This is a genomic window from Mycobacterium sp. GA-0227b, from assembly GCF_001499855.1.
Classification (GTDB): Bacteria; Actinomycetota; Actinomycetes; order Mycobacteriales; family Mycobacteriaceae; genus Mycobacterium.
The window spans coordinates 268,186-287,411 of sequence record NZ_LQIK01000032.1; the positions used below are offsets into that span (position 1 = coordinate 268,186).

Annotated in this window: 1 pseudogene (running past one end of the window); it reads left to right on the forward strand. The window is 67.3% G+C overall.

Going from position 1 to position 19,226, the window contains the following annotated elements:
- A pseudogene (locus AU185_RS21925) lies at positions 1-19,176 on the forward strand (non-ribosomal peptide synthase/polyketide synthase) (its annotated part extends 13,251 nt beyond the left edge of the window); the annotation flags it as partial.
- Between the last annotated feature and the right edge of the window lie 50 nt (positions 19,177-19,226).

Here is a 19,226-nt window from a genome sequence, read left to right on the forward strand (position 1 = left end):
GGCGCCGGAGTGGGCGCGGGGTATGTGGGCCGGGCCGGGTTGACCGGGACGAGGTTTGTGGCCTGTCCGTTCGGCGCGCCCGGGGCGCGGATGTACCGCACCGGCGATCTGGTGTGTTGGCGCCCTGACGGGCAGCTGGACTATCTGGGTCGCGCCGATGAGCAGGTCAAGATCCGCGGCTATCGCATCGAGCTCGGTGAGATCCAGGCCGCGCTGGCCGCCCTCGACGGGGTGGGCCAAGCGGCGGTGATCGCGCGCGAGGACCGCCCTGGCGACAAGCGGCTGGTCGGCTATGTCACCGGATCCGCCGATCCGGCCCGGCTGCGTGCCACGCTGGCCGAGCGGTTGCCCGGATACATGGTGCCGACGGCGATCGTGGTCCTCGAGGCGCTGCCGCTGACATCCAACGGCAAGCTCGACACCCGCGCCCTGCCCGCCCCCGACTATCGCGACGGCGATCGGTACCGCGCCCCGGCCGACGCGGTCGAGGAGATCCTGGCCGGCATCTACGCCCAGGTGCTGGGGCTGGACCGAGTCGGGGTCGATGACTCGTTCTTCGACCTGGGTGGGGACAGCATCCTGTCGATGCAGGTGGTGTCCCGGGCCCGGGCGGCCGGGCTGGCGTGTCGCCCGCGCGATGTCTTCGTCGAGCAGACCGTGGCCCGGCTGGCCCGGGTCGCCGGGGTGACCGGCGGTGCGAACGACCCCATCGACGAGGGCGTCGGGCCCGTCGTCGCGACTCCGATCATCCGTTGGCTGGCCGGCGTGCAGGGTCCCGTCGACGAGTTCAACCAGACCATGGTCGTCCAAGCCCCCGCGGGAGTGACCGAGGCAGACGTGGTGGCGATGTTGCAGGTCTTGCTGGATCGGCACGCCATGCTGCGGCTGCGTGTCGACTCCGCGGACGCCGGGCCGTGGTCACTACACGTGCCCGAGCCGGGGTCGGTCGACGCGCATGGATGCCTGCGCTCGGTGGACGCGCTGTCCGACGAGGCGCTGCTGGAGGCTCGGAAGCGGCTGAACCCGGCCGCCGGGCTGATGCTCAGCGCGCTATGGGTTTCCGCCACAGGTCAGCTCGTCGTGATCATTCACCACCTGGCCGTCGACGGGGTGTCGTGGCGAATCCTGTTGGATGACCTCAACATCGCCTGGGCCCAGCATCGAGCAGGGCAGCAGGCAGTGCTGCCGCCGGCGGGGACGTCGTTCCAACGGTGGGCGGAGGTGCTGGCTGAGCACGCCCGCCACCCGGACGTGGTCGAACAGGCGAACGTATGGCGGCAGGTGGCGGCGACCCCCGCCGTACTGCCGGCGGTGCAGCCCGCAGTGGACACCTTCGCCACGGCCAAGCGCCTCTCGGTCTCGGTGGACGCCGAGACGACGCGCATGCTGCTCGATGAGGTCCCCGCGGCGTTTCACGCTGGGACACAAGACATTCTGTTGATCGCACTCGGGTTGGCGGTGGCTGAGTCGTTCGGCACTGGCAGCGCGCCGATCGGCATCGATGTGGAGAGCCACGGCCGCTCCGAGGATCTGGGAGAAATCGCCTCCGACGTTGACCTGTCGCGCACGGTGGGGTGGTTCACCGCCAAGTACCCGGTGTCCTTGAAACTCGGGGGGCCCACCGGCGGGCTGTCGTGGGCACAGGTGGTGGTCGGCGACGCGGCGCTGAGCGCGGTCATCAAGGACGCCAAGGAACAGCTTCGCGCACTGCCCGACGCCCTGACCTATGGTCTGCTGCGCTACCTGAACCCCGAGGCGGATCTGGCGGTGGCGGACCCGCCGATCGGCTTCAACTATCTGGGCCGCATGGGTGCAGCGGCGCCCGGCGGGTCTGCTGATGTGTGGCGGATCTCCCCGGAGGGTCCGTCGTTGACCGCCGCCTGTGCCGCAGTGCCGATGCCACTGGCGCACACCGTGGAGCTCAACGCCGTCGCAGTCGACACGGACACCGGCCCGCACCTGCGCGCCGACTGGACGTGGGCCCACTCGGCGCTCGATCATGCGCAGATCAGCCGGCTGAGCCAATTGTGGGTCGAGGCCCTGATCGGCATGTGCGCGCACGTGCGCAGTGGCGGAGGCGGATTGACCCCGTCGGACATCGCGCCTGCCCGGTTGAGCCAGCAGCAGATCGACGAACTGCAGCACCGACTCGCAGTCGCCGATGTACTGCCGCTGAGCCCGGTGCAGCAGGGACTGCTGTTCCACGCGACCACCGCGCTGGTCAGCGACGATCTGTACACGGGGCAGCTGGATATCACGCTGACCGGTCCGCTCGACCCCGACCGGCTGCGCGACGCGGTGCACACGGTGATCACCCGGCATCCGAATCTTGTGGCCCGCTTCTGCCAAGAGTTCGACGAACCGGTACAGATCATCCCGGCTGCCCCCGAAGTCGAGTGGCGCTATGTGGATCTCGACGGCGCAGTGGATCTCGACGGCGCAGCCCCCGAGGAGGAAATCGAGCGGCTCTGTGCCGCCGAACGCGCCGCAGTCTGCGACCTGGTCCATGCGCCGCCATTTCGGGTGGCGTTGATCCGCACCGAAGCAGATCAGCACCGGTTGATACTGACCAATCACCACATCGTGCTCGACGGCTGGTCGCTGCCGATCCTGCTGCAGGAAATCTTCGCCGGCTATCACGGGATGCGGCTACCGACGCCCGCGCCGTATCGCAGGTTCATCACCTGGCTGGCCGAGCGAGACCTCGATGCCGCCCACACGGCCTGGCGGAACATGCTCGCCGGCTTCGACACCCCGGTCCTGGTCAGTCCTCAGGATCAATTAGCGGTGGGGCGGCGAGGCACCGAATCGTTTTCGGTGTCGGCCCAGACCACACGAGCGCTCGGCGAGCTGGCGCGCTCGCACCACACCACGGTCAACATCGTGTTGCAGGCCGCGTTCGCGCGGCTGTTGTGTGGGCTGACAGGTCAGCATGACGTCGCCTTCGGCACCGTGGTCTCGGGAAGGCCGGCCGACGTGGCCGACGCGGAATCGATGGTGGGCCTGCTGATCAACACGGTGCCGGTGCGGGCGACCTTCACGGCGGCCACCACCACCGCAGACCTGCTGGGTCAACTGCAGCGCGCCCACAATGACACGCTCGAGCACCAGCACCTGGCGCTCAACGACATTCACCGCATCACCGGTCAGGACAAGCTGTTCGACACGCTTTTCGTGTACGAGAACTACCCGATCGACGCCGCCACCGCGTTGGGCGACCACCAATTGGCGGTCACCGATGTCTCCTTCCACGAATCGACCCACTACCCGCTGGCGGTACAAGCCGTGCCGGGACCGGAGCTCGGCTTCCGCATCGAATACGACGCCGGTGTCTTCGACGCGGCCGGCATCGCAGCCCTCGGGGAGCGGTTGGAGACGGTGTTGGTGGCGATGACCGCCGACCCGGCGCGACGGCTCTCGCAGGTAGATGTGCTCGAAGAGGCCGAGCTCGCTCGCCTCGATGAGTGGGGCAATCGAGCGGTATTGACGCAGCCGGTGACCGGTACGTCGGTTCCGGCGTTGTTCGCCGCACAGGCGGCCCGCACCCCGGATGCGGTTGCGCTGGTGTGCGGGGAGCATTCGTGGACCTACCGCGAGGTCGATGAGGCGGCGAATCGGTTGGCGCACTTGCTGGTCCACCGCGGGGCCGGCCCGGGCGAGCGGGTCGCGGTGCTGTTCAACCGTTCCGCGGAGGCGATCGTCGCGATCCTGGCGGTGATGAAGGCGGGGGCGGCGTACCTGCCCATCGACCCGGCGGTGCCTGCGGCGCGGATCGAGTTCATGCTCACCGACGCCGCGCCGATCGCCGCGGTCACCTCTGCCGATCTGGCGACGCGGTTCGACGGGTTCGACGTGACCGTGATTGACGTCGACGATCCCGCCATCGCCGCCCAACCGGGCACGGCGTTGCCGGGCCCGGCACCCGATGACCTCGCCCACATCATCTACACCTCGGGCACCACGGGAACGCCGAAGGGCGTGGCGGTCACTCAACGCAATGTGACTCAGCTGTTCGACTCGCTGCAGATCGGTGTGAAACTCTCAGCCGAGCAGGTGTGGACCCAATTCCATTCGTATGCCTTCGATTTCTCGGTGTGGGAGATCTGGGGCGCGCTGCTCCATGGCGGGCGGCTGGTGGTGGTGCCCGAGTCGGTGGCACGTTCACCGCAACGGTTCCACCGGCTGCTGGTGCGCGAACAAGTCACGGTGTTGACGCAGACCCCGTCGGCGGCCGGAGTGCTGCCGGTGGAGGGCTTGGATGCGGCGGCGTTGGTGATCGGCGCGGAGCCCTGTCCGCCCGAGTTGGTGGATCGGTGGGCCCCCGGCCGGGTCATGGTCAACGTTTACGGGCCGACCGAGACCACGATGTGGTTGTGTGCCAGCGCTCCACTGGGCGCGGGATCGGGATCCCCGCCGATCGGCTCACCGACGGCGTGGGCGTCGTTCTTTGTGCTCGACGGGTGGTTGCGCCCGGTTCCTGCGGGTGTGGTCGGCGAGCTGTATCTGGCCGGTCGCGGGGTGGGCGTTGGTTACTGGCGCCGGTCGGGGTTGACGGCGTCGCGGTTTATGGCGTGTCCGTTTGGGGTGGCGGGGGCGCGGATGTATCGCACTGGGGATTTGGTGCGGTGGCGTGGTGATGGGCAGTTGGATTATTTGGGTCGCGCGGATGAGCAGGTCAAGATCCGTGGGTATCGCATTGAGTTGGGTGAGATCCGTTCGGCGTTGGCGGCGCTCGATGGTGTTGAGTCCGCGGTGGTGATCGCGCGTGAGGATCAGCCCGGTGTGAAGCGGTTGGTCGGTTATGTGACCGGTGCGGTGGATGCGGGTAAGGCGCGTGCGGCGTTGGCTGATCGGCTGCCTGGTTATATGGTGCCCGCGGCGGTGGTGGCCTTGGATGCGTTGCCGGTCACGGTCAACGGCAAACTCGACACGCGTGCGCTGCCGGCCCCGGATTACCGTGTGGTGGACCGCTACCGCGCTCCGGCCGATGCGGTCGAAGAAATCCTGGCCGGTATCTACGCCCAGGTCCTTGGCCTGGACCGCGTCGGGGTCGACGACTCCTTCTTCGACCTGGGTGGGGATTCGATTTCGGCGATGCGGTTGGTCGCGGCGGTCAATGCCGGTTTGGGTGTTGATCTTGCGGTGCGGGCGGTGTTCGAGGCGCCTACGGTTGCGCAGTTGGCGCCGCGGGTGGGTGAGGGCGGCGGTGGGTTGGAGCCGTTGGTGGTCGCGCAGCGGCCGGCGGTGGTGCCGTTGTCGTTTGCTCAGAACCGGTTGTGGTTCATCGATCAGTTGCAGGGTCCGTCACCGGTTTACAACATGCCGAGCGCGCTTCGGATCAGCGGTGCGTTGGATGTGGAGGCGTTGGGTGCGGCGTTGGGCGATGTGGTCGGTCGTCATGAGAGCCTGCGCACGTTGTTCACCGCGGTTGAGGGGGTTCCGCGGCAGGTGGTGGTTGCTGCTGAGAGTGCCTGTCTTGATTGGGATGTCGTTGATGCGGTGGGCTGGTCGGTGGGGCGGTTGGGTGAGGCTGTTGGTGCGGCGGCGGGGCACACGTTCGATCTGAGTACTGAGATTCCGATGCGGGCAAGGCTTTTCCGTGTTGGTGTCGATGAGCATGTGTTGGTGGTGGTGGTGCATCACATCGCCGCCGATGGTTGGTCGATCGCGCCGTTGGTGGCCGATCTGGGGGTGGCCTATGCCGCCCGGTGCGCGGGGCGCGCGCCGGGGTGGGCGCCGTTGCCGGTGCAGTATGTCGATTACACGTTGTGGCAGCGCGCGCAGTTGGGTGATCTGGAGGACGGTCAGAGTCGTATCGCCGCGCAGTTGGCGTATTGGCAGGATGTGTTGGCCGGGATGCCCGAGCGTGTGCAGCTTCCCACTGATCGGCCGTATCCGTTGGTGGCTGATCAGCGTGGGGCCGTGGTGGCGGTGGACTGGCCTGCGCAGGTGCAGCAGCGGGTGCGCGAGGTTGCTGGGCGCTACAACGCGACCAGTTTCATGGTGGTGCAGGCGGCGTTGGGGGTGCTGCTGTCGCAGTTGAGCGCCAGTTCTGATGTGGCGGTGGGGTTCCCGATCGCTGGGCGGCGTGATCCGGCGCTCGATGAGTTGGTCGGGTTTTTCGTCAACACGTTGGTGTTGCGACTGGATTTGGCCGGCGATCCCACGGTGGCCGAGGTGTTGGCTCAGGTGCGGGCGCGCAGCCTGGCCGCTTATGAGCATCAGGATGTGCCGTTCGAGGTGTTGGTGGAGCGGCTCAACCCGGCTCGTAGTTTGGCGCATCATCCGTTGGTGCAGGTGGCGTTGGCGTGGCAGAACTTCGCCGGTGATCCTGCGGCGGGGTTGGCGTTGGGTGATGTCGAGGTCAGCGCGGTGCCGGTGGATACCCACACCGCCCGCATGGATGTGAGTTTCTCGCTGGCTGAACGGTTCAGCGAGGCCGGGGATTTCGCCGGGATCGGTGGGGCGGTGGAGTTCCGCACCGATGTGTTTGATGCCGCCAGCATCGAGGTGTTGATCGAGCGGTTGCAGACGGTGGTGGTGGCGATGACCGCCGATCCGGGTCGGCGGCTGTCCTCGATCGACGTGCTGGGTGCCGGTGAGCGTGCCCGCCTCGATGAGATGGGTAATCGGGCGGTATTGAACGAATCTGTGCCCAGCGCTGCTTCGGTGTCGGTTCCGGAGTTGTTGGCCGCGCAGGTCGCGCGCACTCCGGATGCGGTGGCGGTCAGCGCAGCCGCGGTGGCGCTGACCTATCGCGAACTCGATGAGGCCGCCAACCGGTTGGCGCACGTGTTGGCCGGACACGGGGCAGGTCCAGGACAGTGCGTGGCGCTGTTGTTGGAGCGTTCGGCCGAGGCGATCGTGGCGATGTTGGCGGTGCTCAAGACCGGGGCGGCGTATCTGGCGATCGATCCGGCGGTGCCGGCGGCGCGGGTGGAGTTCATGCTCGCCGATGCCGCGCCGGTCGTCGCGGTCGCCACGACCGCTCTGGCCGACCGGCTCGAGGGCTATCGCCTGCCGGTCATCGATATCGACGATCCCGCGATCGCCGCCCAGCCGGGCACCGCGTTGCCGGGCCCGGCGCCAGACGATATCGCCTATCTCATCTACACCTCGGGCACCACCGGGGTGCCCAAGGGGGTGGCGGTCACTCACCGCAATCTGGGGCACTTGGCGCAGTCGACACCGCCGCACTTGCCGGCCAAACAGGTGTGGACCCAATGCCATTCGTATGCCTTCGATTTCTCGGTGTGGGAGATCTGGGCCGCGCTGTTGGGTGGGGGACGGCTGGTGGTGGTGCCCGAGTCGGTGACCACCTCGCCGCAGGATTTGCATGCCCTGCTGGTACGCGAACGGGTCAACGTGTTGACCCAGACTCCCTCGGCGGTGGCGGCGTTGTCCCCGCAGGGGTTGGAGTCGGTGGCGTTGCTGCTCGGCGGTGAAGCCTGCCCCGCTGATGTGGTGGACCGGTGGGCCCCCGGCCGGGTGATGATCAACGCCTACGGCCCCACCGAGATCACGGTGTACGCCTCGATGAGCGCGCCGCTGACTCCGGGATCAGGGCCAGCGCCGATCGGTGCGCCGGTATCGACCGCGGCGCTGTTCGTCCTCGACGAATGGTTGCGCCCGGTGCCCGCCGGGGTCATCGGTGAGCTCTACGTCGCCGGCGCCGGTGTGGCATGCGGATATCTGGGCCGGTCGGGGTTGACGGCGTCGCGGTTTATGGCGTGTCCGTTTGGGGTGGCGGGGGCGCGGATGTATCGCACTGGGGATTTGGTGCGGTGGCGTGGTGATGGGCAGTTGGATTATTTGGGTCGCGCGGATGAGCAGGTCAAGATCCGTGGGTATCGCATTGAGTTGGGTGAGATCCGTTCGGCGTTGGCGGCGCTCGATGGTGTTGAGTCCGCGGTGGTGATCGCGCGTGAGGATCAGCCCGGTGTGAAGCGGTTGGTCGGTTATGTGACCGGTGCGGTGGATGCGGGTAAGGCGCGTGCGGCGTTGGCTGATCGGCTGCCTGGTTATATGGTGCCCGCGGCGGTGGTGGCCTTGGATGCGTTGCCGGTCACGGTCAACGGCAAACTCGACACGCGTGCGCTGCCGGCCCCGGATTACCGTGTGGTGGACCGCTACCGCGCTCCGGCCGATGCGGTCGAAGAAATCCTGGCCGGTATCTACGCCCAGGTCCTTGGCCTGGACCGCGTCGGGGTCGACGACTCCTTCTTCGACCTGGGTGGCGACAGCATTCTGTCCATGCAGGTGGTGTCCCGGGCCCGGGCATCGGGTGTGCTGTGTCGGCCCCGCGACATTTTCGTCGAGCAGACCGTCGCCCGGCTGGCTCGAGTGGTCGGGGTGGCCGGCGATGACGTCGACTCGACTGACGAGGGCACCGGATCCGTCACGGCGACCCCGATCATTCGCTGGTTGCATGACGTCCAGAGCACAGGCGGCCCGGTCGACCAGTTCAACCAGACGGTGGTGGTCCAAGCCCCGGCGGGGGTCACCGAGGCCGACGTCGAAATCGTCTTGCAGGCACTGCTCGATCGGCATGCCATGTTGCGGCTGCGTGCCACCGACGATGGCGCCGGGGGATGGTCACTCCTGGTACCGGAGAAGGGGTCGGTGCATCCGCGCCTGGAGTCGGTGGACGTGTTGTCCGATGAGGCGTTGGCGGCGGCCCGGTCCCGGCTGGACCCGGCCACCGGAGCGATGGTCAGCCCGTTGTGGGTCCCCTCGACCGGCCAGTTGGTGTTGATCATTCATCACTTGGCCGTCGACGCGGTGTCCTGGCGGATCCTGCTCGAAGATCTCAACATCGCCTGGTCCCAACACCGCCATGGCCAACCCGTCGCGTTGCCCGCAACCGGAACCTCATTCGCCCGGTGGGCGTCGCTGCTCAGCGAACAAGCTCTCAGCCCGGCAGTGGTTGACGAGGCCGACAGCTGGCGACGAGTCCTGGCGACCCCGGCCGCGCTGCCCGCGGTACAACCCGAAGTGGACACCTACGAAACCGCTGGGCATCTGACGGCATCACTGGACGTCGAGACGACCCGGGCGCTGCTCGGTGACGTTCCGGCGGCGTTCCGCGCCGGCATCCAGGACATCCTGCTGATCGCCTTTGGAATGGCCTTGACGCAGTTCCTCGATACCGGCGCCACTCCGGTCGGGATCGATGTCGAAGGCCACGGCCGCATCGAGGACCTGGGCGACCTCTCCGCACCAATTGACCTGTCCCGCACCGTCGGCTGGTTCACCACCAAGTACCCGGTCGCCCTGAACGTCGGCGGACTGCGCTGGTCCCAGGTGGTGGCGGGCGAGCCGGCGCTGGGTTCCGTGATCAAGAGCGCAAAGGAAGAACTCCGCGCCCTCCCCGACGGCCTGACCTACGGACTGTTGCGCTACCTCAACCCGAACGTCGACCTGTCCGGGTCCGACCCCACCGCCGGGTTCAACTACCTCGGCAGGTTGGTCGAGACCGCCAACGCCGCGGACTTCGCCGACATGTGGCAGGTCAGCCAGGACGGCATGTCGCACACCGCTGCCGCGGGGGCGATACCGATGCCACTGGGGCACACCGTCGAACTCAACGCCAGCACCGTCGACAGCGACACCGGCCCGCGGCTGCACGCCGCATGGACGTGGGCTCCCTCAGCGCTCGACGACGCCCGGATAAGCCGACTCAACCAGCTGTGGTTCGACGCCCTGACCGGCATCTGCGCGCACGTCGCCGCCGGCGGTGGCGGCCTCACACCCTCCGACATCGCGCCCGCCCAACTCACCCAGCGAGAGCTCGATGAGCTGAGCCGGCAACACCGGATCGCGGACGTCCTGCCCTTGACACCCCTTCAGCAGGGCCTGCTGTTCCACGCCAACGCCACCATCGGTGACGACCACGACGACCTCTATGCGATGCAGCTCGACGTCACCGTCACCGGTCCATTGGATCCCGACCGGCTGCGCGAGGCCGTGCACGCTGTGGTCAACCGCCACCCCCACCTGGTGGCCCGGTTCAGCCAACGATTCGACGAACCGGTGCAGATCATCCCGGCCGACCCCAGCGTTCCCTGGCAATACCTCGAGATGGTCACGGACGATTCCGATGTCGCGGACCGGATTCAGCAGTTGTGCGCCGCCGAGCGCGCCGCGGTCTGCGACGTGGTCCACGAGCCGGCTTTCCGCGCGACGCTGATCCGCACCGCCGACAACGAGCACCGATTCGTGATGACCTATCACCACATCGTGCTCGATGGCTGGTCCCTGCCAATCCTGCTGCAGGAGATCTTCGCCAGCTACTTCGGGCAGCGTCTCCCGGCCGCCGGGTCCTACCGCAGCTTCGTCACGTGGCTGGCCGATCAAGACGTCGACGCCGCCCACGCCGCCTGGCGCGAAGTCCTGGCCGGTTTCGACACCCCCACGCTGGTCGCTCCGAAGACCCGGTCCGGACCGGGACGTCGAGGCACCGAATCGTTCCGGTTGACCGCCGAGACCACGCAGGCCGTCAACGAGCTGGCCCGCAGCTGTCACACCACCGCCAACACCGTGCTGCAAGCCGCCTGGGCGCAAGTACTCATGTGGCTGACCGGCCACCACGACGTCGCTTTCGGCGTCGCGGTCTCGGGACGCTCAGCTGAGGTGGCAGGCGCGGAATCGATGGTCGGCTTGCTGATCAACACCGTGCCGGTCCGGGCCACCATCACCCCGGCCACCACCGTCGCCGACCTGCTCGGTGACCTGCAACGCCGACACAGCGACACGCTCGACCACCAACACCTTGCGCTCAACGAGATCCACCGCGCCGCGGGCCACGATCAACTCTTCGACACCCTGTTCGTCTACCAGAACTATCCGGTGGAGACCGCGGCGATGGCCATGGCCAACGGGTTGGCCATCACCGAGTTCAACGATCGCGAGTTCAACCACTATCCGCTGACCCTGCAAGCCATGCCCGGCGCCGAACTGGTTCTCCGTGTCGAATTCGACACCGACGTGTTCGACGACAACCGCGTTCGCAAGATCATCGCGCGGTTCGAGCGAGCAGTCGTCAGCGCCACCCAGCGGCTCCTGCCGAAGGATCTGCTCGACGACGATGAGCGCGCAAATCTGGATGAGTGGGGCAACCGGGCGGCGCTGACGCGGCCCGCGGCGGCGCCGCTGGCGATCCCGGCATTGTTCGCCGAGCAGGTCGCTCGTTCTCCCGAGGCGGTGGCGGTCAGTTTCGACGGCCGTCGCATGACGTATCGGGAGCTGGACGAAGCGTCGAATCGCTTGGCGCACTTGCTTATTGGCCGCAGCGTCGGTGCCGGCGAGCGGGTGGCGTTGCTGTCGCACCGGTCTGTCGAGGCTGTTGTGGCGATTCTGGCCGTGCTCAAGACCGGGGCGGCATACGTGCCGATCGATCCAGCGGTGCCCGATGCGCGGATAGCGTTTGTGCTCGAGGATGCCGCGCCGGTCGCGGCGATCACCACCGCCGATCTGGCCGATCAGTTGGACGGGCACGGGTTGGTGGTCATCGACGTCGAAGATCCGGCGGTGGAGGGCCAACCCAGTACTGCGCTGCCGGGGCCGAGTCCTGACGATGTGGCTTATCTGATCTACACCTCGGGCACGACGGGAATGCCCAAGGGCGTGGCTATTCCGCATCGGAATGTCACGCGGCTACTCGACGCCATCGATGCGCACCTGCCCTTGTCGCCCGATCAGGTGTGGACGCAGTGCCACTCGCTGGCCTTCGACGTCTCGGTGTGCGAGCTGTGGGGGGCGCTGCTGCGCGGTGGGCGACTGGAGGTGGTGCCCGAGTCGGTGGTGCGGTCGCCCGAGGACTTTTACGCCCTGCTGGTCGGCCAGCGCGTCAGTGTGTTGAGTCAGACCCCGTCGGCGTTCTATGCGCTGCAATCCATCGATGCCCAACAGTGCGGATTGCGTGAAGGGTTGCAGCTCGAGGCGGTGTTGTTCGCTGGTGAGGCGCTGGAACCCACCCGTCTTCGCCCGTGGCTGGACAATCATGCGGGATCACCGCGGTTGATCAACATGTACGGCATCACCGAGACGACGGTGCACGCCTCGTTCCGCGAGATCGTCGATACCGACGTCGATAGCCCGGCCAGCCCGATCGGGGTGCCGCTGCCCTCTCTTGCCTTCTTTGTGCTCGACGACTGGCTGCGGCCCGTGGCGCCGGGTGTGGTGGGCGAGTTGTATGTGGCCGGCGCCGGGCTCGGGTACGGCTATGTGGGCCGGGCGGGCCTGAGCGCCACGCGGTTTGTGGCATGTCCGTTCGGTAGTGCGGGACAGCCAGGAACACAGATGTACCGCAGCGGGGACCTGGTGTGTTGGCGCGCCGATGGGCAACTGGATTATGTGGGCCGCGCCGACGAGCAGGTCAAGGTCCGCGGGTACCGCATCGAGCTCGGCGAGATCCAGGCCGTTCTGGCCGGTTTGGACGGGGTCGAGCAGTCGGTGGTCATCGCCCGCGAGGACCGCCCCGGCGACAAGCGGCTGGTCGGCTACATCACCGGCACCGCTGATCCCGCAGTGGCGCGTGCCGCGCTGATCGAGAAGCTGCCCGCTTACATGGTGCCGGCCGCGGTGGTGGCGATCGACGCGGTGCCGTTGACCGTCAACGGCAAGCTCGACAAACGGGCATTACCGGCACCGGAATACCAAGACGCCGAGCGGTATCGCGCCCCGGCGAACGCAACCGAAGAGATCCTGACCGGCATCTACGCCCAAGTCCTCGGACTGGATCGCGTCGGCGTCGACGACTCGTTCTTCGAGCTTGGCGGCGATTCCCTGTCCGCGATGCGCCTGGTCGCGGCGATCAACAAGTCATTGGATATCGGCCTTGCGGTCAGGACCGTGTTCGATGCTCCCGCGGTCGCCCAGTTGGCGCTGCGCATGGGAACAGATGAGGGCCGGCTGGAGCCGTTGGTGGCCGGCGAGCGGCCGGCGGTGATGCCGCTGTCGTTTGCTCAAAGCCGGTTGTGGTTCATCGACGAATTGCAGGGGCCCTCACCGGTTTACAACCTGGCGGTGGGACTGCGGCTTCAAGGGCGCATTGATGTCGACGCGCTGGGCGCGGCGTTCGCCGATGTACTCGATCGCCATGAAAGCCTGCGCACGGTGTTCCCGGCGGCCGACGGGATACCTCAGCAGCTGGTCGTGCCCACAGAGCAGGCCGAATTCGGTTGGGAGACGGTGGATGCGACCGGCTGGCAGCTACGCCGGTTGGAGGAGGCCGTCGAAGAAACGGCGCGGCACAGTTTCACTCTCGCCGAGGAGATTCCGCTTCGGGCACGCCTTTTCCGCCTCGCCGACGACGAACACGTGCTGGTGGCGGTGGTGCACCACATCGCTGCTGACGGCTGGTCGATCAGGCCGTTGGTGGCCGATTTGGGAGTGGCCTATGCCAGTCGGTGTGCGGGGCAAGCCCCAGGGTGGGCGCCGTTGGCGGTGCAGTACGCCGACTACACGCTGTGGCAGCGCGCGCAGCTTGGTGATCTCGAGGACAGCGACAGCCGTATCGCCAGGCAACTCGCATTCTGGGAGGGCGTGCTGAGCGGGATGCCCGAGCGCTTGATGCTGCCGACCGACCGGCCCTATCCGTTGGTGGCTGATCAGCGCGGTGCCACGGTGGCGGTGGATTGGCCTTCGGAATTGCACGAGCGGGTGCGGGCAGTGGCTCGCGAGCACGGCGCGACCAGTTTCATGGTGATGCAGGCCGCGTTGTCGGTGTTGCTTTCGAAGCTCAGCGCGAGTTCTGATGTGGCGGTGGGGTTCCCGATCGCCGGGCGGCGCGATCCCGCACTCGACGAGTTGGTCGGGTTCTTCGTCAACACGTTGGTGCTGCGGGTCGATCTGGCCGGAGATCCCAGTGTTGCCGACGTGCTGGCTCAGGTGCGCGCACGCAGTCTGGCCGCGTACGAGCATCAAGACGTGCCCTTCGAAGTGCTCGTCGAACGGCTCAATCCGGCGCGGTCTTTGACCCATCATCCGCTGGTGCAGGTCATCTTGGCGTGGCAGAACTTCGCCGGTGAGTCCGCGGCCGGCTTGACGTTGGGTGATCTGGAGGCCACCCCGTTGCCGCTCGACACCCACACCGCGCGCATGGATCTGTCGTTCTCGCTGGCCGAACGCTGGACCGAAACTGGTGAGGCTGATGGCATTTCGGGCACGGTGGAGTTCCGGACCGATGTGTTCGACACAGCCAGCATCGAAGCCCTGATCGAGCGGTTGCAACGGGTGCTCGAGGCAATGACCGCCGACTCCACCCGGCCGTTGTCGGTGATCGATGTCCTCGATGCCGGCGAACATGCCCGCGTCGATGCGATCGGCAATCGGGCGGCGCTGAACCAGCCGGTCGCCACGGACTCGATTGTGGCGTTGTTCGAGGCGCAGGTCGTCCACGCTCCCGACGCGCCGGCCGTCAGCTTCGACGGCCGCACCATCACATACCGCGACCTGGACGAGGCTGCAAACCGGTTGGCGCACATGTTGATTGACCGCGGTGTGGAGCCTGGGCAGCGGGTGGCGTTGCTGTTCGGACGCTCCGTCGAAGCGGTCGTCGCGATTTTTGCGGTGCTCAAGACCGGTGCGGCGTATGTGCCGATCGATCCGTCAGTGCCCGACGCGCGGTTGGAGTTCGTGCTCGGTGATGCGGCGCCGGTGGCCGCGCTCACCACGGCGGCGCTCGCCGAACGGCTGGCCGGACGCGGGCTGACGGTCATCGACGTCGATGACTCCGCGCTCGACAACCAACTCATCAGCGCCCCGCCGGGGCCGCGCCCAGACGACATCGCTTATCTCATCTACACCTCGGGCACGACCGGTGTGCCCAAGGGAGTGGCGATCCCTCACCACAACGTCACCCGGCTGCTGCAGGCTATCGACACCCGGCTGGAACTGCCGCCGAAACAGGTGTGGACACAGAGCCATTCGTTGGCTTTCGACTTCTCCGTCTGGGAGATCTTCGGCGCGCTTTTGCATGGTGGGCGGCTGGTGATCGTCTCGGATTCGGTGGCTCGGTCGCCGGAGGAGTTCCACGACTTGCTGATCGATGAGCAGGTCAACGTGTTGAGCCAGACGCCGTCGGCGTTCTACGCGCTGCAATCCATCGATGAGCTGACCCCCGACTCGGCGTCCGAGTTGGCACTTGACGTGGTGGTGTTCGGCGGCGAGGCGCTGGAGCCGCCGCGGCTCAAGGGCTGGCTGAAGCAGCATCCGGAAGCACCGCGACTGATCAACATGTACGGGATCACCGAGACGACGGTGCACGCCTCGTTCCGCGAGATCCTGCTCGACGACATCGACAACGCCGTCAGCCCGATCGGGATGCCGCTGGCGCACCTGGGCTTCTTCGTGCTCGACGCCTGGTTGCGACCGGTGCCGGTCGGTGTCGTGGGGGAGCTGTATGTGGCCGGCGCCGGGGTGGGCGCCGGCTATGTGGGCCGGTCCGGGCTGAGCGCGGCACGGTTCGTGGCGTGTCCCTTCGGTGGCCCCGGCACCCGCATGTATCGCACCGGGGATCTGGTGTGTTGGGGTGCCGACGGCGAGCTGAGGTACCTGGGTCGCGCCGACGAGCAGGTCAAGATCCGCGGGTACCGCATCGAGCTCGGCGAAATCCAAGCTGCCCTGGCCGGTTTGGCCGGAGTGGAGCAAGCGGTGGTGATCGCCCGCGAGGACCGGCCCGGCGACAAGCGGCTGGTGGGGTATGTCACCGGCATCGACGATTCGGCCGGGCTACGTGCCGAGCTGGCCGAGCGGCTGCCCGCGTACATGGTGCCGGCCGCGATCGTGACGCTGGACGCGCTTCCGCTGACGGTAAACGGCAAGCTCGACGTTCGCGCGTTGCCGGCGCCGGAGTACTCCGACGTCGATCACTACCGCGCCCCGGCCGACGCCGTCGAGGAGATCCTTGCCTGCATCTACGCCGAGGTTCTCGGGCTGGAGCGGGTCGGGGTCGACGACTCGTTCTTCGACCTCGGCGGCGACAGCATTTCCGCCATCCAGGTGATCATGCGGGCCAACGCCGCGGGCCTGGTCGGTCGCCCGCGCGACATCTTCGTCCAGCAGACCGTGGCGCGCCTGGCCCGAGTGGTCAGGCTGGCCGACGGTCCCGGCGCCGAGACCGACGAGGGCACCGGCCCGGTGATCGCGACCCCGATCATGCACTGGTTGAAAGGCGTGGAAAGTGCCGGCGGCCCGATCGACGAGTTCAACCAGACGGTTCTGCTGCAGGCTCCTGCGGGGATGACCGAGGCTGATGTGGTGGTGCTGCTGCAGGCCCTGCTGGATCGCCATGCCATGTTGCGGCTGCGTGCCGCGGACGACGGCGCTGGGAGGTGGTCTTTGACCGTGCCCGACCCGGGGTTGGTGGACGCCCGCGGGTGCCTGCAAACGGTGGACGTGTTGACGAATGAGACGCTGGTGGCGGCGCGGTCGCGGTTGAAACCGTCCAACGGGGCGATGCTCAGCGCCGTGTGGGCTTCCTCCACCGGCCAGTTGGCGTTGATCGTTCATCACCTGGCCGTTGACGGGGTGTCGTGGCGGATTGTGTTGGAGGACATCAACATTGCTTTGACCCAGCATCGCGGCGGACAGCCCGTGCTGTTGCCGCCGACGGGGACGTCGTTTGCCCGGTGGGCGGAGCTGCTGGATGAGTACGCGCGCCATCCGGACGTGGTCGGCCAGGCGGATGTGTGGCGGCAGGTGGCCGCGATCCCCGCCGCGTTGCCGGCGCCGCAACCCGCGGTGGACACGCTTGCCACGGCCGGATACCTGACGGAGCTGCTGGACGCCGAGACCACCCACCTGCTCCTCGGTGAGGTACCGGCTGCGTTCCACGCCGGGGTGCACGAGATCTTGTTGATCGCGTTCGGGTTGGCGTGGGCGCAGTTCCTGGGCACCGGCGGCGCTCCGATCACCATCGATGTGGAGGGCCACGGTCGCCAGGAGGACTTGGCGGAGCTGGGCGCCGATGTGGACCTGTCGCGCACGGTGGGGTGGTTCACCGCCAAGTACCCGGTGTCGTTAGCTGTGGGTGGGTTGAGCTGGACCCAGGTGGTGACCGGCGATGCGGCGCTGGGCGCAGTGCTCAAAGACGCCAAAGAGCAGCTGCGTTCGCTGCCGGACGGCCTGACCTACGGCCTACTGCGCTACCTGAATCCCGATGTGGAGTTGGCCGGGCGCGACCCGGCGATCGGCTTCAACTATTTCGGGAGGTTGGGCTCGCCGGCGGCCTATGCGTCCGGTGATGTGTGGCGGTTCAGCCAAGAGGGCTTGTCGTTGACCGGTGCCGTCGAGGCGATGCCCAGTGACATGCCCATTGCCCTGACGCACACCGTCGAGCTCAACGCGGTCACCCTCGACACCGACTCCGGCCCGCACCTGAGCGCCACCTGGTCGTGGGCGCCCTCGGCGATGGATCGCATGGCGGTCACCCGCATCAGCCGGTTGTGGTTCGACGCCCTGGCCGGCATCTGCGCGCATGTCAGGCGCGGCGGGGGCGGGTTGACCCCGTCGGATATCGCCCCGGCGCGGCTGAGCCAGCAGCAGATCGACGAGCTGCACGCCCAGTTCCCGATCGTCGACGTGCTGCCGCTGACCCCCTTGCAGCAGGGCCTGCTTTATCACGCCGACATCGCGAAAGGCTCCGGCGACGATGCGTACGCGGTGCAGCTGGACATCGCGTTGAGCGGCCCGGTAGACGCGCATCGGCTACGCGATGCCGTGCAGACCGTGGTCGACCGGCATCCACACCTGGCCGCCCGATTCTGTCCACAATTCGAGCAACCGGTACAGATCATTCCCGCTGACCCCGTCGCGCCCTGGCGGTATGTCGAATTAGACTCCGGCGGCGCCGGTTTCGACGTCGATGAGCAAATCGAGCGGCTCTGTGCCGCCGAACGCGCCGCGGTCTGTGATCTCGTCGACCAGGCCGCCTTCCGAGCAGCTCTCATCCGCATCTCGGACGACCGGTACCGATTTGTGCTGACGAACCACCACATCGTGCTCGACGGCTGGTCGATGCCGATCCTGCTGCAGGAGATCTTCGCCGGCTACCACGGGCACCGGCTGCCCGCGGCCTCGCCGTATCGCAGCTTCATGACCTGGCTCGCGGAACGGGATCACGCAGCCGCCCGAGCGGCGTGGCGCGAGGTGTTCACCGATTTCGACACCCCCATTCTCGTCGGCCCGCCGCAGGAGCTCGGGTTCGGGCGGCGAAGCGTCGAATTGTTCCGGGTGCCTGCGAAGACCACGCGGGCCCTCACCAAGCTGGCGCGCTCGCACCACACCACCGTCAACACCGTGCTGCAGGGTGCCTGGGCGCTACTTCTGTCCTCGCTGACCGGCGAGCGGGACGTGGCCTTCGGCACCGTGGTCTCGGGTCGGCCGGCTGAGGTCGACGGCGCGGAATCGATGGTGGGGTTGTTGATCAACACGGTGCCGGTGCGGGCGCACATCACGCCGGCAACGACCACCGCAGATCTGCTCGATCAGCTGCAAAGCACCCACAACGACACCCTCGACCACCAGCACCTGGCGCTCAGCGAGATCCATCGCATCACCGGTCAGGAAAGACTGTTCGACACCGTCTTCGTGTACGAGAACTACCCGACCGACACCGGCACGCCGCCGGGCGCGAACGGGTTGGCCATCACCGGGTTCACCAGCCGCGACTTCTACCACTATCCGCTGACGGTGCAAGCCGGACCGGGCCGCGAACTGGAACTTCGCGTCCAATACCGCACCGATGTTTTCGACGTGGCCAGCGTCCGAGCGCTGATCGAGCGGTACCAGCAGGTGTTGGTGGAGATGACCGCCCATCCGACGCGGCCGTTGTCATCGATCGATGTGCTCGATGGGACCGACCACGCCCGGTTGGATGAGATAGGCAAGCGGGCAGTGTCAAACCAGCCGGGGAGTGCGGCGCCCCCGGCGCCCGAAGGCGACGACACCGCTGGTGACTATCTCGCCCCGACGACCCTGGTGGAGCAGATCCTGGCGGGCATCTACGCCCAGGTGCTGGGGTTAGATCGCGTAGGTGTCGACGAGTCGTTCTTCGACCTGGGCGGGGATTCGATTTCGGCGATGCGGGCGATCACGGCGATCAACACCGCCCTTGATGCCGACCTCGGGGTGTCAATCCTGGTCGACGCGCCGTCCGTCAGAAGCTTGAGCGAGCACGTGTGCAGCGAATCGGCTCAGGGAAACAAGTTCACGCCATGAGTTGG